This is a genomic window from Pseudonocardia sp., assembly GCF_050246655.1.
Classification (GTDB): Bacteria; Actinomycetota; Actinomycetes; order Mycobacteriales; family Pseudonocardiaceae; genus Pseudonocardia.
Window position 1 is genome coordinate 82593 of sequence record NZ_JBFWVQ010000005.1, and the last position, 18690, is coordinate 101282.

Sequence of the window (18690 nt, forward strand, 5' to 3'; positions counted from 1 at the left end):
GCATGTATCGGTACTCCTCAATGTTTGACATGCTCCACTATCCCGGAGTACCGATGGTTCGTATGACTCCGACGGGGGACGGGGGACCGGAACTGCCCGGCACGGCGGACGTCGCCGCGGCGGTGGAGGGTGACGAGGTCGCACGGCAGCGGGTGCTGGCCGTGCTGCATCCGCTCGTGGTGCGCTACTGCAGGGGCAGGCTCGGCGCGGGCCCGGCGGCCGACGAGGCTGCCGACGAGATCGGTGAGCGCGTCGCCGCGCTCCTGCCCGGTACGGACGGAGCGGCGTTCCTCGTCGCGGTCTACCGGCTGGCCCGCGACGTCACCGATTCGGTGGAGGACGCGCTGGCCGGTCGGGGTAGCGGGGTCCGCCCGCGGCGGCTGCGGGTGGTCCCGGGGGCCACCGCGGCGGTCTCGGTGCTGAGCCGGTTGCCCGCCGACCTGCGCGACGTCCTCGTCCTGCGTGTCGCCGCCGGGCTGGGGGTGGCGGACGTCGCCGCGCTCGTGGGATCGAGCGTCGAGACCGTGCGGGTCCGCCAGCACCGGGCGCTCGTCCGGTTGCGCGCCCGCGGGCAGGGCGCCGCCGCGGCCGGTGCCTGACGGCATCGAACGGCCGGGGGCGATGAGTTCGCCCACCCCGGGTCGTCGTAGCACCGACGACCACCCGAGGAGGAGTGCCGATGTCCCTGCCACCCGTCGTGTCACCTCAGGAGTGGGAGGCCGCCCGCGCCGAGCTGCTGGCCGCCGAGAAGGCGGCCACCCGGGCGCGGGACGCGCTGGCCGCCGCGCGGCGCCGCCAGCCGATGGTGCGAGTCGACGACCACGTGCTCACCGGCCGCGACGGCCCGGTGCGGCTCTCGGAGGCGTTCGACGGGCGCCCGCAGCTGATCGTCTACCACTTCATGCTGCAGCCGGGCCTCGATCACGTCTGCGAGGGCTGTGCGATGTTCACCGACAACCTCGGCCATTCCGACCACCTCCACGCGCGGGGCGTGAGCCGCGTCCTCACCTCGCCCGCGCCGATCGAGGAGATCGAGCAGGTGCGCGAGCGGATGGGCTGGAGCCATCCCTGGTACTCCGCGCCCGCGTTCACGCGGGCCATGGGCGTCGGCGACGGGTTCGGGCTGTCGGTGTTCCTGCACGTCCCGGCCGACCGCGCGGTGTACCGCACGTACTTCACCTCCGGTCGCGGGGTCGAGGCCCTCGGCAGCAACTGGACCTTCCTCGACCTCGTCCCCTTCGGCCGTCAGGAGACCTGGGAGGACACCCCGCCGGGGCGCCCGCGCTCCGCGCCGTACGTGTGGTGGCGCCACCACGGCGACTACGACCACCAGGAGGACCAGGCGCGACGGTGCTGCGGCTGAGCGCCCGGCGTGGCGTACTGGCCCGGCGGGCGGAGTGCGGACGGCGGTGGTGGGGTGCCGCGGGCTGTCGGCGGGGGGCTCGGGCCCTGCCGGCGGGCGGGGGGCTCGGGCCCTGCCGGCGGGCGGGGGGCTCGGGCCTTGCCGGCGGGCGGTCGGGTCCTGCCGGCGGTCGGTCGGGCCCTGCCCGGGGTCGCGGGCGCGCTCGGGCGAGATCTCGAACATATGTGCGACACCTGGCACACGGCGTGGTGTCGTGGCACACATGGTGGGCGTTGTGTGCGAGCGCGCACCGATGTGTGCGGGCGCTCGAACATGTGCTCCACGGCGACCGGGCTGCCGACAAGCGAACACGTTTCCACGGCGACCCGGGCCGTAGGTGCGCGAACATGCGTTCCGGTGCAGCCCGGGTGGACGTGCGCACGGCCGTAACGGCGGTTGCTGCGGGGGGTTGCCGGCGGGCGCATGCCCTGCCGGGTGCGGGCCGGGGCGTTCCGCGTGTGCTCGAACATATGTGCGAGCGCTGGCGCATGGCGTGGTGTCGTGGCACATACGGTGGGCGGTGTGTGCGGGCACCGCGCGGTATGTGCGCGCGCTCGAACGTGTGTGCCACGGCGGCCCGGGGTGCTGTGTCCCAGCGCGGCCCGGGCGCAGGCACGCGAGCACGTGTTCCAGCGCGGCCCGGGCGCAGGCACGCGAGCACGTGTTCCAGCGCGGCCCGGGCGCAGGCACGCGAGCACGTGTTCCAGCGCGGCCCGGGCGCAGGCACCCGAACACGTGTTCCAGCGCGACCTGGGGTGCTGGCACGCGAACATGTGTTCCCCGGCCCCGACCCCGGCCCCCGGCCCCCGGGCGCTGGCACGCGAACACGTGTTCCAGCGCGACCGGGGGGCAGGCACGCGAACACGGGTTCCAGCGCGGCCCGGACAATCAGCCGCCACGGGGGAGCGTGACGGTCAGCGCCGTGCGGCCCGGCCCGCTCTCGGCGGTGACGGTGCCGCCGTGCGCGGCCACCACGGCGTCGACGATCGCGAGGCCGAGGCCCGTCGAGCCGTGCTCGCGGGAGCGTGACACCTCGCCGCGGGCGAAGCGCTCGAATACGTGGGGGAGTACGTCCGGGGCGATCCCGGGGCCGGAGTCGACGACGGTGAGCCGGGCCGAGTCGCCGTCCGCCCGCAACGCCACGTCGACCTCCGTACCCGGCGGGGTGTGGGTCCGCGCGTTCGCCAGCAGGTTGGCGAGCACCTGTGCCAGACGGGTCGCGTCCCCGACGACCGTCACGGGTTCCGGCGGGAGGTCGAGGCGCCAATGGTGGTCCGGGCCGGCGACGTGGGCGTCGCTCACCGCGTCCAGGACGAGCCGCGTGAGGTCGACGGGCCCGCGGTCGAGCTCGCGGCCCGCGTCGAGGCGGGCGAGCAGCAGGAGGTCCTCGACCAGCAGGCTCATCCGCTGCGCCGACGCCGTGATGCGCCCTGCGGCGTGCTCCGGGTCCGTGGGGGAGCGTTGCAGCAACTCGGCGTAGCCGCGGATCGCGGCCAGCGGCGTGCGCAGCTCGTGGCTCGCGTCGGCGACGAAGCGCCGCAGCTGCGTCTCGCTCTCCTGGCGGGCGTGCAGGGCCGCGCCGACGTGGTCGAGCATCCGGTTGAACGCCGCCCCCACCTGCCCGACCTCGGTCGCCGGGTCGACCGCGTCCACCCGTTCCGCCAGCGACACCTCGCCGCGGTCCAGCGGCAGCGCGCTCACCCGGCTCGCCGTCGCCGCCACCCGCTCCAGCGGACGCAGCTCCCGGCGTACGAGCACCGCGCCCGTCACCCCGGCGCCGAGCACGACGATCAGCCCGATGCCGAGCTCCAGCGCCACGAGCCGCGCCACGGCCTCGTCCACCGGCTGTTCGGACAGGCCGGTGACGACGACGTCCCCGGTCGCGCTGCGGACGACGATCATCCGGTGGGCACCGAGCGGGCCGAGGTCGGTGCTGAACGGCACCCCCTCCGGGGGGAGCCCGACGAGCGTCGCGAGCTGCGGCCCGGGCACGGAGTGCAGATCGCCGCCGCGGTCCACGGCGGTGGACGCCACCGCCGTCCGATCGCGGACGACCACCGTGATGCTGCCCGGCCGGGGCGGGCCGACGAGGCTGATCCGCGTGCGCCCGGCGGAGGTGTCGGACGGGGGCGCGTCCGGCGGCGGAGAGCGGTTGACCGCGCGGCCGACGGCGCGCAGCTCGTCGTCCAGCCGATCGAGCAGGAAGCCGCGCATCGCGACGGCGGTGCCCGCGCCGATCAGCGCCGTCGCCACGGCAAGGAGCGTCACGACCACCACGACCAGCCGGGCCCGCAGCGAGCGCGGCCCACTCATCCGGGCGCCCGCAGCACGTACCCGGCCCCGCGCACGGTGTGGATCATCGGCTCGCGGCCGGCGTCGATCTTCTTGCGCAGGTAGGAGACGTAGAGCTCGACGACGTTGGACTGGCCGCCGAAGTCGTAGTTCCAGACCCGGTCGAGGATCTGCGGCTTCGACAGCACCCGGCGCGGGTTGCGCATCAGGTAGCGCAGCAGCTCGAACTCGGTGGCCGTCAGCTCGATGAGGTCCCCGCCGCGGCGCACCTCGTGGCTGTCCTCGTCCAGGGTGAGGTCGCCGACGGCGAGCACCGGGCCCTGGCGTGTGGCCGCGGCCCCGGCGCGGCGCAGGAGCCCCCGCAGCCGCGCCACCAGCTCCTCCAGGCTGAACGGCTTGGTGACATAGTCGTCGCCGCCCGCGGTGAGGCCTGCGACCCGGTCGGCGACGGCGTCGCGGGCGGTGAGGAAGAGCACGGGGACGTCGGTGAGCTCGGTGCGCAGCCGGCGCAGGACCTCCAGGCCGTCGATGTCGGGCAGCATGACGTCGAGCACGACGGCGTCGGGGCGGAACTCGCGTGCCGTGCGGACGGCGGACAGGCCGTCCGCGGACGTGCGGACCTCCCAGCCCTCGTAGCGAAGCGCCATCGACACGAGCTCGGCCAGCGTCGCCTCGTCGTCCACGACGAGCACCCGCACGGGGCTGCCGTCGGGCCGGTGGAGATCGGAGTCCCGCACGACGGTCACGGTAGCGATCGTGCGCCGCCGGGCTGTGGGGGTGCTGGGCGGTTCCTGTGGGCGGGCTGTGTGTGGACGTGCGGTCAGCGGCGGGCCCGGCGGCGCGCGGCTCCGATCAGCCAGAGCACCGGCGTGCCCACCAGGAGGATGGCGGCCAGGTCCATCAGGCCACCCCGAGGCCACCGATGCTGCACAGCAGTCCGAGGTTCGCAGCGCTCGCGGCCAGCGGCTGCCGCCACCGGCGGTCGGCTCCGGCGAGCAGTCGGACGGTCGCGAACAGGGCGGCTATCCCGATCGCGACGACGATCTCCCAGCTCGCGTACAGCTGGGTCACCCCAACGAGCGCCGCGGCGACCGTGGCCGACACGGCGGTGTCGGCGGCCGCCCAGGAGGCCACAGTCGGGTGGTCCTGCACCGCGCTGGGAACGCGGTCAGCGGGCGCGCCAGTAGCCCGTCGCGTAGACGGCGCGGCGGTCGAAGCCGCGCTCACCGAGCAGGTGCAGCCGCAGATCCTTGACGCAGCCCGACTCGCCGGAGAGCCACGCCTGGCCCCGCCCGCGCGGCAGCTCGGCGGCGCGGACCGCCTCGGCGAGCGGCTCGCCCGGGGGCCGGTCGCCGCGGTGCACCCAGTGGATCTCGGCGTTCCCGGGGAGCTCCTGCTCCTCGCCCGCGTCCTCGACCTCCAGGTAGGCGTGTGCGGGCACACCCCGCGGCAGCGCGTCGAGGACGGTGGCGACGGCGGGCAGCGCCGTCTCGTCGCCGATGACGAGATGGTGCTGCGCCGCCCCGTCCGGCTCGTACCGGCCCCCCGGCTCGGAGACGCCCACCCACGCGCCGGGCTCCGCGTCGCGCGCCCACGCCGCGGCGGGCCCGTGGCCGTGGTGGAGGACGAAGTCGACGTCGAGCTCGCCGGCGCCCGCGTCGAAGCGGCGAACCGTGTAGGTCCGGATCGTCGGGCGGGCTTCGCCGGGCGGCCACAGCGGCCCCCCGGACGTGGCGCGCGGGACGGCGGGGCGCTCCTGGCCGGCGACGGGGAAGAACATCTTGATCCGGCGGTCCGGGCCCTCGCCGGGGAAGCCGGCCAGCTCGTCGCCGTGCAGGGTCACGCGGACCATCCGCGGGGTGATCCGGACGCTGCGGCGCACCTGCAGCAGTCGGGGGGCGGTGGTGGTCACGGCCCCATTGTCCGAGTTCCCGCGGTCGCGGGTGGTGGTGGGTGCCGGGGTGGGCGGAGTGCGGGGTCGTCGCCGGGGCTGCGCTTGTACGCAGACCCCGTGCTTGTGGTCGCAGGCCGGTGCTTGTGATCGCCGGGCTGCGGGTCCGCCTCGCAGGGGCTCGGGCCTGTCCTCGCACGGCCCGGCGCGCGCTTCGCAGGGGTCGGGTGCGCTTCGCAGGGGCTGGCGGCTGTCGTCGCAGGGGTTGGGTGCGCTTCGCATGGCCCGCGTGCGCTTCGCAGACGCTGCAGCCCCTGCGAGGCGTGCGGAAGCACTGCGAAGACGGGTTCCTCGCGCTCGACCGGGGTGGTGGCGGGGTAGCCGACGCTCGCGCCCGCGTATCCGTTGCGGCCGACGGAATCCGCAACTCGCCGCCGCGGATTGCGGAACTCGCCCCTGCGGGATGCGCAACTCGCCGCCGCGGGTTGCGGAACTCGCCGCCGCGGGATGCGCAACTCGCCGCCGCGGGATGCGCAACTCGCGGGGCCGGGGCCGGGGCCGGGGCCGGGGGCGGGGGCGGGGGCGGTCAGCGGCGGCGGGCGGCCAGTCCTGTCCAGGCGAGGTCCATGAGGTACTCGGTGGCGTCCGCGCCGCTCACGGACGGATCCCGGTCCCGCCAGAGCGCGAGCCGTTCGCAGGCGCCGACGATGACCTGCGCCCAGCCCGTGAGCCGCTGCGGATCGGCATGCGGGTCCTGGGCGGCGAGCAGTGCGGCGATGAACGCGGTCTGCTGGCCGCGGATCTCCTCGATCGCGTCGGCGCTCACGCCCGGCTCGGCGTAGAGCGCCGTCCAGCCGGGACCCTGGGCGTCGAGGAAGTCGAAGAACGCGCGGATGCCGCGGCGCAGCATGTCCTCGGGATCGCGCGCGGCGGCGACCGCGGCGGTGGTGACCTCCAGCAGTTCTGCGCGTGCCCGCGTCAGGCAGGCGAGCAGCAGCCCTTCCTTGGAGCCGAAGTGCGTGTAGAGCACGGGTTTCGTGACGCCGACGCGCTCGGCGACCGCGTCCATCGACGCCCCCGCGTAGCCGCGCTCGGTGAAGACGGCGACGGCGGCGTCGAGGATCTGTCGCTCGCGCTCGGCCCGCCCGACGCGCCGCCTCGGCGCCCTCGTCTCCACGGCGGCGAACCCTACCGCAAGTAACTTACCCGTGGTAACTTACCGCCGGTAGCCAGCCGGAGGAGGCAGCGATGACCGTGGACGTCGCGATCGTGGGCAGCGGGTTCGGCGGGCTCGGCGCCGCCGTCACGCTCACCGAGGCCGGCCGGAGCGTCGTGATCCTGGAGAAGGCCGGCTCCGTCGGCGGCACCTGGCGGGAGAACACCTATCCCGGCTGCGCCTGCGACATCCCGTCGCATCTCTACTCGTTCTCCTTCGCCCCCAACCCGGACTGGACGCACCTCTACGCCCGCCAGCCGGAGATCCGCGCCTACCTGGAGGGGATCGCGGACCGCTACGGGCTGCGCGAGCACCTCCGCTTCGGTGTCACCGTCACCGGAGCGGAGTGGGACGGCGCGGCGTGGAACGTCGCCACCGCCGACGGCGGCAGCGTCCGCGCCCGCGCCGTCGTCTGGGCCACGGGGCCGCTGCACGAGCCGGCGATCCCGGAGATCGAGGGCCTGGACTCGTTCGCGGGCACCGCCTTCCACTCCGCGCACTGGGACCACGGCCAGGACCTGCGCGAGCGGCGCGTCGCCGTCATCGGCACGGGGGCGAGCGCGATCCAGTTCGTGCCGCGGATCGCGCCGGACGTCGAGCACCTCACGCTCTTCCAGCGCACCCCGCCGTGGATCCTGCCCAAGCCGGATCGCCGCATCCCCGCGTGGCTGCGCCGCGCCTACGCCGTCGCGCCGATCCTGCAGAAGCTGCAGCGGGCGGTGATCTACGGGCGCAACGAGGCGCTGGTCGGCGGGTTCCTGAACCCCGCCAGGATGACGGTCGTGGAGGCCGTGGCCCGCCGGCACCTGGACCGGAAGCTCGCCGCGGACCCGGAGCTGAAGGCGAAGCTCACGCCGGACTTCACCATCGGCTGCAAGCGGATCCTGCTCTCGAACGACTACTACCCGGCGCTCACCCGCTCGAACGTCGCCGTCGAGACCGGGCGGATCGCGCGGGTCACGGCGAACGCGGTGGTGACCGAGGACGGCGTCGCGCACGAGGTCGACACGATCATCTTCGGCACCGGGTTCAAGGTCGGTGACACCGTCAAGCAGATGGCCGTCACCGGCCGGGACGGGGTGAAGCTCGCGGACGCGGGCCAGCGCGGCCTCGAGGGCCACCTCGGCACGACGTTCGCCGGGTTCCCCAACATGTTCGCCCTCTGCGGCCCGAACACCGGTCTGGGCCACAACTCGATGGTCTACATGATCGAGTCGCAGCTCGCGTACGTGCTGGACGCGCTGCGGATCGTCGACGCGCACGTCGCCGTGGCCATCGACACCCGCCCGGATCGCCAGGACGCCTACAACGCCGAGATCCAGCGGCGCTTCGAGGGCTCGGTGTGGACCTCCGGCGGGTGCATGAGCTGGTATCTCGACGCGGACGGCCGCAACCGGACGCTCTGGCCGGGCTACACGTTCGACTTCCGGCGGCGGACGCGGAAGGTGGATCCGGCGGACCACGAGCTGGTGGGATAGCAGTGATCATCGGTTCCGCGACATGAGGTGCGCCCGTGCACCTCATGTCCCGGAAACGGCGATCATGGCGGAGCGGCCGACCGGGGATGCGTGGGGTCGTCTCCCCGGCGACGGCCCGGCTACCGTGCCGGAATGGTCGCGCCGCCGAAGTCGCAGCAGCCGGGCCAGCCGGCGCACCCGGGCCAGCCGCAGCAGCCGGGCCACCGGGGAACGCCGCCGTCCGCCCTGGTCCCCGAGCTGGTCGCCGCCCTGCCGCGCGGCCGGGTGCTCACCGACCCCGACGTCGTCGAGCGCTACCGCCACGACGAGGCCGAGTGGGCCGAGCACGGCAGCCCGCTCGCGGTCGCCCGCCCGGAGTCGACGGCCGAAGTGGCCGCGCTCGTGCGGGCGTGCGCCGAGCACCGGGTGCCGGTGGTGCCGCGCGGCGCGGGGACGGGCCTGTCCGGCGGGGCGAACGCCGTCGACGGCTGCGTCGTCCTCTCCACGGAGCGGATGCGCGCGATCGTCGAGATCGACCCGGGGGAGCGGCTCGCGGTCGTCCAACCCGGGGTCGTGAACGACGACCTGCGCGCCGCGGCGGCGGCGCGCGGCCTCTGGTATCCGCCGGATCCCGCGAGTGCCCCGTGGTCGACGATCGGCGGCAACGTCGCCACGAACGCGGGTGGGCTCTGCTGTGTCAAGTACGGGGTGACGCGCGACTACGTGCTGGCGCTGGAGGTGGTGACGGCCTCCGGCGAGGTGGTGCGGGTCGGGCGGCGCACGGCGAAGGGGGTGGCGGGCTACGACCTCGTCGGCCTGCTGGTCGGCTCGGAGGGCACGCTCGGGGTGATCACGGAGGTGACGGTGCGGCTGCGGCCGCTGCGGGCCGCGCCGACGCGCACGGTGGTCGGGTTCTTCGACTCGCTCGCCGCCTGCGGGCGGGCCGTCGCGGGTGTGACGGCCCGCGGGCTGGAGCCCTCCGCGTTCGAGCTGATCGACCGCCACTGCCTGGCGGCGGTGAACGAGTGGAGGCACGCCGGACTGCCGCAGGACGCCGCGGCGCTGCTGCTCGCCCGCACCGACCTCCCCGAACCCGCCGCGGAGATCGAGGCCACGGCGATCCGCGAGGAGTTCGTCGAGGCGGGTGCCGCCGAGGCGCTGATGTCCACCGACGCCGTCGAGGCCGAGGCCCTCTTCGACGCCCGCCGCCTCGCCTACCCGGCGCTGGAGCAGCGCGGCGACGCCATCCTCACCGAGGACGTCTGCCTGCCCCGCGGTCGCCTCGCGGAGATGTTGCAGCGCGTGGAGGAGATCGCCGCGCGCCACGACGTCCTGGTCGCCAACATCGCCCACGCCGGCGACGGCAACCTGCATCCCCTGCTCATCACCCCGCACGGCGACGACGACGCCCGGCGCCGGGCACAGGCCGCGTTCGTCGAGATCGTCGACTCCGCCATCGACCTCGGTGGCACCGTCACCGGCGAGCACGGGGTCGGCCTGCTCAAGCGCGACGGCATGCGGCGCGAGCTCGGGCCCGCCGTCCTCGCGCTGCAGCGCGCCGTCAAGCAGGCCCTCGATCCGGCCGGCATCCTCAACCCGGGCAAGGTGGTCGGGTGACCGCCCCGCTGCTGCCGGCCCTGTGGGATCCGACGGACCGTCCCGCACTGAGTTTCACCGACGGCGCCGGTTCCACCGCCCTCACCTACGCCGAGCTCGCCGGTGCCGCGGGGGCGCTCGCCGGGAAGCTGCCATCGTCGGGGCGCGGGGCGGTGGTCGCCACCCCGACGCTCCACACCGCGGTCGCCGTGACGGCGGCGCTGCTCGCGGGCGTGCCGGCCGTCCCACTGAACCCGAAGCTGGGAGCGCGGGAACTCGCGCACGTGCTCGGCGACGCCGCCCCGGACGTCCTGCTCGCCCCGCCCGGCGCGGTGTTCGCCGGCCCGCTCGCGGAGCTCCCGCGGGTCGACGTCGATCCCTCCGCGACCGGGCCGGTCCCCACGGCCGAGCCGGACCCCGAGCAGCCCGCACTGATCGTCTACACCTCGGGGACGACGGGCCCACCCAAGGGGGCGGTGCTCTCCCGGCGGGCCGTCGCGGCCAACGTCGACGCCCTCGCCGAGGCCTGGGGATGGACCGGCGAGGACGTGCTCGCGCACGCGCTGCCGCTGTTCCACGTGCACGGGCTGGTGCTGGGGATGGTCGGGGTGCTGCGGCGCGGCGGGTCGCTGCTCCACCTCGGCACGCTCTGCGCGGAGGCGCTCTCCGCGGCCGTCGAGTCGGGCGCGACGATGGTGTTCGGTGTCCCGACCCAGTACCACCGGCTCGCCGCGGAGCTGGAGGCCGATCCCGCGGCGGCGAAGACGGTCGGCCGGGCGCGGCTGCTCGTGTCCGGATCCGCGGCGCTCACCGCGGTGGACCACGCGCGGCTGCGGCGCGCCACCGGGCTCGCGGTGCGCGAACGCTACGGCCTCACCGAGACCCTCATCCTCACGGCGGCCCGCGCGGCGGAGGATCCCGAGCCGGGCACCGTCGGCCGCCCGCTTCCCGGCACCGAGGTGCGCCTCGTCCCGCTCACCGAGGGCACCGACGGCACCGACAGCACCGACAGCACCGACGGCGCCGGGGATCGGGCCGCCGACCACGCCGCGGACGGGCTGGGCGCGGTCGAGGCGCGCGGCCCGGGACTGTTCTCCGGCTACCTCAACCGCCCCGACGCCACCGCGGCGGCCATGACGCCCGACGGCTGGTTCGCCACGGGCGACATCGCTCGCTGGACGGAGTCGGGCGCGCTCGCGATCGTCGGGCGCCGGGCCACGGACCTCATCAAGTCCGGCGGCTACAAGATCGGTGCCGGGGAGATCGAGAACGCGCTGCTGGAGCACCCGGGCGTCGCCGAGTGCGCCGTCGTCGGCGTTCCGGACGAGGACCTCGGCGAGCGGATCGTGGCCTACGTCGTCGCGGCGGAGCCGGTCGAGCCCGTCGAGCCGGAGGTGCTGATCGGGCACGTCGCGGCCCTGCTCGCGCCGCACAAGCGGCCGCGGGAGGTGCGGTTCGTCGGCGAGCTGCCGCGCAACGACATGGGCAAGGTGATGAAGGCCCGGCTGCCGCTCTGAGTCCCGTGAGCGGGTTCCGCGAGCGCCGCCGCGCCGAGCGTCCGTTCGCACGGTGTGGCCGCGGCGCGCACGGGGCATCCTGGTCGGGTGACGACCCTCTCCGCCGTGCCGAGCACCGAACCCGCGCCCCCGCCGGCGCCCCGCGCGACCGGGAAGAGCGGATCCGCGGGTGCGGTGCTGCTCGCCTACCTCGGCGAGCACACCGACCGCCTCGCCGCCGAGGCCGAGCGTGCCCGCACCGACGAGCCCGACGCCGTCCACCAGCTGCGGGTCAACTCGCGTCGGCTACGCAGCGCCCTGCAGGCCTACCGGCCGCTGCTCGACCGGGATCGCGCGGAGCCCGTCGTCGAGCTGTTGCGCGAGTTCGGCCGCCGCATGTCGCCCGCCCGCGACACGGAGGTCCTGGAGGAGCGGATCACCGGCCAACTCGCAGAGCTCCCCCAGGAGCTGCTGCTCGGCCCCGTGCAGGCGTTCACGACCCGGCACTTCGCCCGGCTCGGCGCGGAGGCCCGGGCCGGCGTCCTCGCCGAGCTCGACGGCGAGCACTACGCCCGGCTGCGCGCCGCGCTCGACGAGCTGCTCGCCGACCCGCCGCTGACCAAGCGGGCCGCGCGGCCCGCCCGCACGGAGCTGCCCGCCGTCGTCGCCCGCACCGCACGGCGGCTCGCCCGGGCCGTCCGCGACGCCAACGACCCGGCCAACCCGCACCGCGCCGAGGCCGTGCACGCCGCCCGCAAGGCCGCCAAGCGGCTGCGCTACGCCACGGAGGTCGCCGCCCCCACCGTCGGCAAGCCCGCGACGCGGTTCGTGGCGGGCCTCAAGGGCTTCCAGACCGCGCTCGGCGAGCACCAGGACACCGTCGTCGCCCGGGCCATGCTGCGCGAGCTCGGCGCCCGCGCGGACAACGGCTTCGCGTTCGGCGTCCTGTACGGGCGCGACGCAGCCCGCGCCGAGCGGATCGAGGAGGAGCTGCCCGGCCTGTGGAAGGCGGCCTGGCGCAAGCGCAACCGGAAGTGGTTGCGCTGATCCCGTGGTGGTTCCGTCGAGAACGACGTTACGCAGCTCGGAGGGCCCTGTTGATCAGCACAACGTCGTTCTCGACGGGCGGACCCGGCGTGGCAGCATCGACGCCGTGACCGCCCGGGACCCCGTCGCCGACCTGCGGCGCATCGCGTTCCTCCTGGAGCGCGCCCACGAGTCGACCTACCGCGTCCGCGCGTTCCGCGGGGCGGCGGCGGCGCTGCGCGGGCGCGGCACAGACGAGCTGACCGACCTCGCGCTGTCCGGCGAGCTGTTGCGCCTGCGCGGGGTCGGGGAGAAGACCGCGCGGTGCGTCGTCGAGTCGCTGGCCGGGACCGAGCCGTCCTACCTGCGAGCGCTGCGTGAGGCCGGGGACGCGCCGCTCGCGGAGATCGGGGCGGCCGCCGCGGACGTCCGCACCGCGCTGCGCGGCGACTGCCACAGCCACACCGACGCCTCCGACGGCGGCTCCCCGCTGCGCGAGATGGTGCAGACCGCCCGCGAGCTGGGCCACGAGTACCTCGTTGTCACCGACCACTCACCGCGGCTCACCGTCGCCAACGGGCTGTCCGCCGACCGGCTGCGTGCGCAGGTCGAGCAGATCGCCGAGCTGAACGCCGAGCTCGACCCCGGGTTCACCGTGCTCACCGGGATCGAGGTCGACATCCTCGAGGACGGCGCCCTCGACCAGGAGGCGGAGCTGCTCGACAGCCTGGACGTCGTCGTGGCCAGCGTGCACTCCAAGCTGCGGATGCCCGCCGCGGAGATGACGGAGCGGATGCTCACCGCGATCGAGAACCCACTGGTCGACGTGCTCGGGCACTGCACGGGGCGGATGGTCACCGGCTCGCGCAAGCGGCCCGAGTCGCAGTTCGACGCTGCCGCGGTGTTCGCCGCGTGCGCCGAGCACGGTGTCGCCGTCGAGATCAACTCGCGGCCGGAGCGGCTGGACCCGCCGAAGCGGTTGCTGCGCCAGGCCGTCGAGGCGGGGTGCGAGTTCACCGTCGACACCGACGCGCACGCACCGGGCCAGCTGGACTGGCTGGACTACGGCTGCTCCCGGGCGGCGGACTGCGGCGTCCCGCTCGAGCGGATCCGCAACACCTGGCCGGTGCGGCGGCTGCTGGCGGCTCGGGGCTGACGGCCTTCGGCCGCGGTGGGGCGGACGGGCCTAGCCTTGGCCGCATGGCCACCCAGTCCACCATGCTCGCCCTGGGCACCCCCGCACCCGACTTCGCGCTCCCCGAGCCCGCGACGGGCCGGACGGTCACGCTCGCCGAACTGACCGGCCCGGCCCTGGTCGTCACGTTCCTGTGCAACCACTGCCCGTACGTGCAGCACGTCGCGGCGGGCCTCGCCGCGCTCGGGCGCGACCTCGCGGCACAGGGGGTGCCGATGGTCGGGATCTCCAGCAACGACGTCGTCACCTACCCGCAGGACGGCCCGGAGGCGATGGCGCAGGAGGCGCGCCGCCACGGGTGGACGTTCCCGTACCTGTACGACGAGTCGCAGGAGGTCGCCCGGGCGTACTCGGCGGCGTGCACCCCGGACACCTTCGTGTTCGACGCCGATCGGCGCCTGGCCTACCGCGGGCGGCTCGACGACTCCCGGCCACGCACGGACCGCCCGGTGACGGCGGCGGACGTGCGGGCGGCCGTGGCCGCGATCCTCGCGGGCGAGCCGGTCGACCCGGACCAGTGGCCGTCGGTGGGCTGCGGCATCAAGTGGCGGTCCTGACCTCTACGCCCGGGGAACCCCGTTGGCGGCGGTGCGCCCCCGCGGTCTACTGAACCGGTGACCGTGACGCCCCGGCCCGCGCTCGTCGGTCGAGCGGCGGAGTTCGCGACCCTCGCGCGGCTGGTGGACGGGCTGATCTCGGGGACGGGTGCCGCGCTGCTGGTCACGGGCGAGGCCGGGATCGGCAAGTCGCGGCTGGTGGCCGAGGCGGCCGCCCGGGCGGGCGCGGCCGGGCGGACGGTGCTCACGGGGCGGGCCGTCGACGGCGGCGGGACGTACCGGGCCGTCGCGGAGGCGCTCGCACCGCTCCTGCGCGACGGGGCGCGGGCCGGCTCGGCCGCGGGCGGGCCGGCACCCCGATCCCCGGCGGCCGAACCGCTCACCGCCCTCGGCCGGCTGCTCTCCGCCCCCGGGGCCGACGTGGTGGCCTCGCCCGGGATCGACCCGACGGTCGTCCTCGGCGAGGCCGTGGTGTCCCTGGCCCGCGAGCTCCCGGGTGGGGCGGTGCTGGTGCTGGAGGACCTGCACTGGGCCGACGCCGACACGCTCGACCTCGTCGGCTACCTCGCCGACGCCGCCCGCGCCGTCCCGCTGGTGCTCGCCCTCACCGCGCGCACGGAGCGGCCGATCCCGGCGCTGGCGGCGCTCGCCGCGCGGCCGTCGGTGACGACGGTCGGGCTCGCCCCGCTGGACGCGGACGGGGTGGCGGCGCTCGCCGCCGCCTGCCGGGGCGGGGTGCCGCTGCCGGCGGCGGAGATCGCGCAGCTCGTCGCCCGTTCGGACGGGCTGCCGTTCCTCGTGGAGGAGCTGGCGGGGGGATCGGCGGGCGCGCTCCCGCCGACGCTGTCCGCCCTGGTGGCCACGCGGCTCGCGGCGCTCCGGGACGGGGCGCGGCCGATCCTGCAGGCCGCCGCCGTGGCCGGGACGGATCCGGACTGGCGGCTGCTCGCGACCGTCACCGGCGCGTCGCAGGCCGTGACGCTGGCCGCATTGCGCGCGGCCACCGACGCGGGCCTCCTGGTCGCGGACGGCGACCGGCTGCGCTGGCGGCACGCCCTCACCCGCGACGCCGTGCTGGCCACGCTCATCCCGCCGGAGAGGGCGGCGCTGGCGGGCGCGGTCGCCGACGTGCTGGACGGGCGCGGCCCGGACGAGCGGGCGCTCGCCGCCGAGCTGTTCGTCACGGCGGGCCACCCGGAGCGCGCCGCGGCGGTGCTGCTGGACCTGGCCCGCCGCGACACCGCCCGCGGTGCCCTGCGCAGCGCCGCGGACCTGCTGGACCGGGCGGCGGCCGCGGGCGGTCCCCCGGGCGCGGTGGCGCTGGAGCGGGTCGGGGTGCTCACCCGCAGCGGGCGCGCGGTGGACGCGCTGGAGGCGGGTGCCGCCGCGCTGGAGGGCGGGGACGTGGTGGGCGAGGAGCACGCCGAGCTGTGCCTGCGCCTGGCCCGGGCCGCGGTGGTGGCCGGCCGGTGGGTCGACGCGCTCGGCTGGCTGGACCGGGCCGGGCGGCCGCAGGACCCCCGTTCCCTGGTGATCGCCGCCGACGCCGCGTACGGCGCGGGGGACGCGCCGCGGGCCGCGGAGCTGGCCCGGGCGGCGGTCGCGGGCGCCGAGGCGGCGCTCGTGGCGGCCGGCGGGTCGGGCGGCCGCGGGGGTCGGGGTGCGGCGGGCGAGGTCGCCGCCCGCGCCGCGACCCTCTGCGAGGCGCTGCTGATCCTCGGCCGCAGCGCGCCCGCGCAGGGCCTCGTCGTGCGGGTGGGGCCGGTGCAGCGCTCGGCGCAGGTCGCGGCCGAGTACGGGCTCGCGCCGTGGCGGGTGGAGGCGCTGTTCGTGCTGGGCTCGGCCGAGGTGTCGGCGGGCGACCCGGTCGCGCCCACGCTCGCGGCCGCCGTCGAGCTGGGGGAACGCACGGGGGCGCTCGTACAGGTGGTCCAGGCCGGCATCCTCGGCACGGAGCAGATGATCACCACCGAGGGTCCACGGGCAGCGGTGCTGACGGCACGGCGGGCGGCGGAGCGCGCGGGCAGGCTGCGGCTGACCGCGCTGCAGGCCATGGCCGAGCTGCTGGCGGCGTCCGCTGCGGCCCTCGACGGTGACACCGCGACGGCGACGGCGCTGGTCGAGGCCGCGGTGTCGCGACCGCACGCGCCGGTGGAGGCGCAGGCCGCCCGGCTGACGGTTCCGGGACTGTGCCGGTTGACCGAGCACGACCTGGTGGCCGCCAATGCCGCCGTCGATGCGGGGATGAGCCCGCTGCTGCGCCACGGTTCGGCGGCGCCGACGGCCTACTTCGGGCTCTGGGTGCTGCTGCGCACCGTCGTCGGGGACCGTGACGCGGCCGCACGCGCGGAGCTGCGCGGGCATCCGACCGTGCAGTCGGGGCCGAACGGGGCCGCCCTCGCCTACGCGGACGCGGTCGCGGCCGGACGGGCGGGGGACCGCGAGGAGGCGGCGAACCGGTTCACCGCGGCCGACGCGGCCCTCGCGCAGCTGCCCTGGTGGAACCGGCTCCTGCGGCTCCTGGCGCTGGAGACGGCGGTCGCGGACGGCTGGGGCGACCCGGTACCGGCACTGCGGGCCGACCTCGCCGCCCACGAGGCGGCGGGCGACGAGGCACGGGCCCGGCTCTGCCGCGATCTCCTGCGGGCGGCGGGCGCCCCCACCCGCCGCCGCGGCGGCCCACCCGTGCCCGCGGAGCTGCGCAGGCGCGGGGTCACCGGCCGGGAGGCCGAGGTGCTGGTGCTGGTGGCGGCGGGACTGTCCAACGCGGAGGTGGCGAAGCGGCTGTACCTCTCGCCGCGCACCGTCGAGACCCACGTCGCGAACCTGCTGGCCAAGACCGGCGCGGCGAGTCGCACGGAGCTGCGCCGCTGGTCATCCTGACCGGCGCGCCCGCCACGTCGCGACCAGCATCCTCGCCAGGTACAACGGCGACGGTGGGGTCCAGCCCAGCTGCATGGCCTGGCCGAGGTCGTCGCGGTTGGCCCAGTGCTCGACGACGAGGCCGTCGCGCATCCGGAACCAGTGCGACTGCGTGACGGCGAAGTGCCGCCCGGTGGGCGGGAAGGCCTGGGTGGGGCGGGCGTCCGGCCCGTAGGCGACGAACGTCCCGACGTGCCGCCCCGACATGGTGGCGTGCACGACGACGAGGTCGCCGTCCTGCGCGGGCTGGTGGACCACGTCGTGGATCTCCCAGTGCAGGTCGGCGTAGGCCGCGCGCAGCCACAGCGCGGTGGCGTGGAGGGCGGCCGGGCCGCGTCCGCGCGCGGCGCGGGGCTCGTCGACGTCCTCGCGGTTGCGGCAGTCCGGGTGGACGACCTCGGCGAGGTCGGCGAGGGTGCCGTCGGCCATGAGCCGGATGGACCGCACGCACACCTCGCAGGCATCGGTGCGGGTGCTCATGCGACGGCCCGCCCGCCCACGCCGGGCGTGCCGGCGCCGATCGCGTGCTCGCGGCTGTAGAGGTGGATCTCCAGGCCGTCCGGGTCATGGAAGACGACGACCCGCCCGATCGTGCCCTGCCGCACGGAGTGCGCGATGCCGGCGTCGGCGAGCCTGCGGGTCCAGGCGGTGACCGCCGCGGGGCCGTCGATCGCGAAGATGACGGGATCGAAACCGGACATGCCGGCGACGTCGGGGCGCTCGCGCAGGGCGAGGCCGGTGTCGCCGAGGCCCGGGACGTCGTAGGCGACGCCGCGCACGACGCCGTCGTCGTCGGCGAACTCGCGGATCGGGCGCAGCTCGAAGAGCTGCTCGTACCAGGCTCTGCTGCGGCCCAGGTCGCTCACGGGGAGCTTGACGCCGAAGACGCCGCTCAGTCGTGCCTCGTTCACGGTGGTGTCCCTCTCGGGTATCTTGGAAGCTGACAACATTCATTGGAATGCACTTCTAAGCAACTGTCAACGAGGTTTCCGTGGCCGACCGGCGCCGCTACTCCACCACTCTGCGCAGCGAGCAGACCGCCCTCACCCGGCGGCGCATCCTCGACGCCGCGGGGACGCTCTTCGCGGCGAACGGCTACCTCGGCACCACCGTCGCGGCCGTCGCCGCCGCGGCGGACGTGAGCGTGCAGACGGTCTACAACGTCGTCGGCAACAAGGCCGCGCTGCTCAAGAACGTCTACGACGTCACGATCGCGGGCGACGACGAGCCGGTCTCCATCGCGGACCGTCCGGAGGGGCGGGCGATCGAGACGGCGGCCACGGCGGAGGAGAGCCTGCGTGCCTACGCCGCACTGGCCCGCCTGCTCGGTGGCCGCACCTTCGCACTGCTCACGATGCTCCTGGCGCAGGCCGACAGCGGCGACGAGGACCTGCGCGCGTTCGTCGAGACCACCGAGCGTCAGCGCCGCATCGGCAACGAGGGCACGGCCCGCCACGTCGCCGAGAACTTCGGCCTGCGCCCGGGGACGACCGTCGAGGAGGCCACGGACGTCCTGTGGGTCCTCACCTCGCCGGAGGTCACCGATCGCCTGATCCGCCGGCTCGGCTGGAGCTGGGAGCGCTACGAGCGCTGGCTGGGCCAGGCGATGTGCGACCTGCTGCTCGGGCCGGGCCGGTAGG

The 18690-nt window shown here is 75.7% G+C and carries 17 protein-coding genes; 10 read left to right on the top strand and 7 right to left on the bottom strand.

Annotated elements, in window-relative coordinates; all coding sequences use genetic code 11:
* The first annotated feature begins 53 nt into the window (after nt 1-53).
* Together AB7J25_RS03230 and AB7J25_RS03235 are read left to right on the top strand one after the other, a co-directional pair.
* A complete protein-coding gene (locus AB7J25_RS03230; RefSeq protein WP_428504821.1) occupies nt 54-599 on the top strand; it encodes a sigma factor-like helix-turn-helix DNA-binding protein in 546 nt (181 codons plus the stop codon).
* Nucleotides 600-679: 80 nt separating this feature from the next.
* A complete protein-coding gene (locus tag AB7J25_RS03235; protein WP_428504823.1) occupies nt 680-1363 on the top strand; it encodes a DUF899 family protein in 684 nt (227 codons plus the stop codon).
* A 927-nt stretch (nt 1364-2290) separates the two neighbouring features.
* On the opposite strand, the gene AB7J25_RS03240 is transcribed toward AB7J25_RS03235, so the two are convergent.
* The 5 genes from AB7J25_RS03240 to AB7J25_RS03260 all read right to left on the bottom strand — a co-directional run bounded on the left by AB7J25_RS03240 (nt 2291) and on the right by AB7J25_RS03260 (nt 6762).
* A complete protein-coding gene (locus AB7J25_RS03240; RefSeq protein WP_428504825.1) occupies nt 2291-3715 on the bottom strand; it encodes a sensor histidine kinase in 1425 nt (474 codons plus the stop codon).
* Complete coding sequence (locus AB7J25_RS03245) at nt 3712-4440, bottom strand: response regulator transcription factor (protein WP_428504827.1); 729 nt, start codon at nt 4438-4440, stop codon at nt 3712-3714. Before AB7J25_RS03245 ends, AB7J25_RS03240 begins: the two co-directional genes overlap by 4 nt.
* A gap of 154 nt (nt 4441-4594) precedes the next feature.
* Entirely contained in the window at nt 4595-4828 is a 234-nt protein-coding gene (locus AB7J25_RS03250) for a hypothetical protein (protein WP_428504829.1), read from the bottom strand.
* Between the two features lie 34 nt (nt 4829-4862).
* Nucleotides 4863-5606: a siderophore-interacting protein gene (locus AB7J25_RS03255; protein ID WP_428504831.1), complete on the bottom strand. Its 744-nt coding sequence runs from the start codon at nt 5604-5606 to the stop codon at nt 4863-4865.
* Nucleotides 5607-6171: 565 nt separating this feature from the next.
* Nucleotides 6172-6762: a TetR/AcrR family transcriptional regulator gene (locus AB7J25_RS03260; protein ID WP_428504833.1), complete on the bottom strand. Its 591-nt coding sequence runs from the start codon at nt 6760-6762 to the stop codon at nt 6172-6174.
* Between the two features lie 71 nt (nt 6763-6833).
* Here AB7J25_RS03260 and AB7J25_RS03265 point away from each other — a divergent pair, with 71 nt between their 5' ends.
* From AB7J25_RS03265 to AB7J25_RS03295, 7 genes are all read left to right on the top strand, one after another.
* Entirely contained in the window at nt 6834-8279 is a 1446-nt protein-coding gene (locus AB7J25_RS03265) for a flavin-containing monooxygenase (RefSeq protein WP_428504835.1), read from the top strand.
* Nucleotides 8280-8411: 132 nt separating this feature from the next.
* Nucleotides 8412-9875 (top strand): FAD-binding oxidoreductase, encoded by a 1464-nt coding sequence (locus AB7J25_RS03270; RefSeq protein ID WP_428504837.1) that lies wholly within the window; start codon nt 8412-8414, stop codon nt 9873-9875.
* Nucleotides 9872-11371, top strand: coding sequence for an AMP-binding protein (locus tag AB7J25_RS03275; protein ID WP_428504839.1), 1500 nt, complete (start codon nt 9872-9874; stop codon nt 11369-11371). The genes AB7J25_RS03270 and AB7J25_RS03275 overlap by 4 nt, the downstream gene beginning before the upstream one ends.
* Nucleotides 11372-11458: 87 nt before the next feature.
* Entirely contained in the window at nt 11459-12397 is a 939-nt protein-coding gene (locus AB7J25_RS03280) for a CHAD domain-containing protein (RefSeq protein ID WP_428504841.1), read from the top strand.
* 106 nt (nt 12398-12503) lie between these two features.
* Complete coding sequence (locus AB7J25_RS03285; protein WP_428504843.1) at nt 12504-13532, top strand: PHP domain-containing protein; 1029 nt, start codon at nt 12504-12506, stop codon at nt 13530-13532.
* Nucleotides 13533-13576: 44 nt separating this feature from the next.
* Nucleotides 13577-14128, top strand: coding sequence for a thioredoxin family protein (locus AB7J25_RS03290; RefSeq protein ID WP_428504845.1), 552 nt, complete (start codon nt 13577-13579; stop codon nt 14126-14128).
* Nucleotides 14129-14185: 57 nt separating this feature from the next.
* On the top strand, nt 14186-17011 hold the full coding sequence (locus AB7J25_RS03295; RefSeq protein ID WP_428504847.1) for a helix-turn-helix transcriptional regulator: 2826 nt from the start codon (nt 14186-14188) through the stop codon (nt 17009-17011).
* Here the strand turns inward: AB7J25_RS03295 and AB7J25_RS03300 are convergent.
* Together AB7J25_RS03300 and AB7J25_RS03305 are read right to left on the bottom strand one after the other, a co-directional pair.
* Nucleotides 17003-17530, bottom strand: a complete 528-nt coding sequence (locus tag AB7J25_RS03300) for an ester cyclase (protein WP_428504848.1) — start codon at nt 17528-17530, stop codon at nt 17003-17005. The two genes, AB7J25_RS03295 and AB7J25_RS03300, sit on opposite strands and share 9 nt — an antisense overlap.
* Nucleotides 17527-17961: a VOC family protein gene (locus AB7J25_RS03305; RefSeq protein ID WP_428504849.1), complete on the bottom strand. Its 435-nt coding sequence runs from the start codon at nt 17959-17961 to the stop codon at nt 17527-17529. The genes AB7J25_RS03300 and AB7J25_RS03305 overlap by 4 nt, the downstream gene beginning before the upstream one ends.
* A gap of 80 nt (nt 17962-18041) precedes the next feature.
* On the opposite strand from AB7J25_RS03305, the gene AB7J25_RS03310 reads away from it, so the two are divergent.
* Nucleotides 18042-18689, top strand: a complete 648-nt coding sequence (locus AB7J25_RS03310) for a TetR/AcrR family transcriptional regulator (RefSeq protein WP_428504851.1) — start codon at nt 18042-18044, stop codon at nt 18687-18689.
* Nucleotide 18690 lies beyond the last annotated feature (1 nt).

What these genes read in the sequence shown, in the direction of transcription:
- AB7J25_RS03230 (WP_428504821.1), top strand. Translation starts at nt 54, where the DNA reads ATGGTTCGTATGACTCCGACGGGGGACGGGGGACCGGAACTGCCCGGC.
- AB7J25_RS03235 (WP_428504823.1), top strand. Translation starts at nt 680, where the DNA reads ATGTCCCTGCCACCCGTCGTGTCACCTCAGGAGTGGGAGGCCGCCCGC.
- AB7J25_RS03240 (WP_428504825.1), bottom strand. Translation starts at nt 3,715, where the DNA reads ATGAGTGGGCCGCGCTCGCTGCGGGCCCGGCTGGTCGTGGTGGTCGTG.
- AB7J25_RS03265 (WP_428504835.1), top strand. Translation starts at nt 6,834, where the DNA reads ATGACCGTGGACGTCGCGATCGTGGGCAGCGGGTTCGGCGGGCTCGGC.
- AB7J25_RS03270 (WP_428504837.1), top strand. Translation starts at nt 8,412, where the DNA reads ATGGTCGCGCCGCCGAAGTCGCAGCAGCCGGGCCAGCCGGCGCACCCG.
- AB7J25_RS03290 (WP_428504845.1), top strand. Translation starts at nt 13,577, where the DNA reads ATGGCCACCCAGTCCACCATGCTCGCCCTGGGCACCCCCGCACCCGAC.
- AB7J25_RS03300 (WP_428504848.1), bottom strand. Translation starts at nt 17,530, where the DNA reads ATGAGCACCCGCACCGATGCCTGCGAGGTGTGCGTGCGGTCCATCCGG.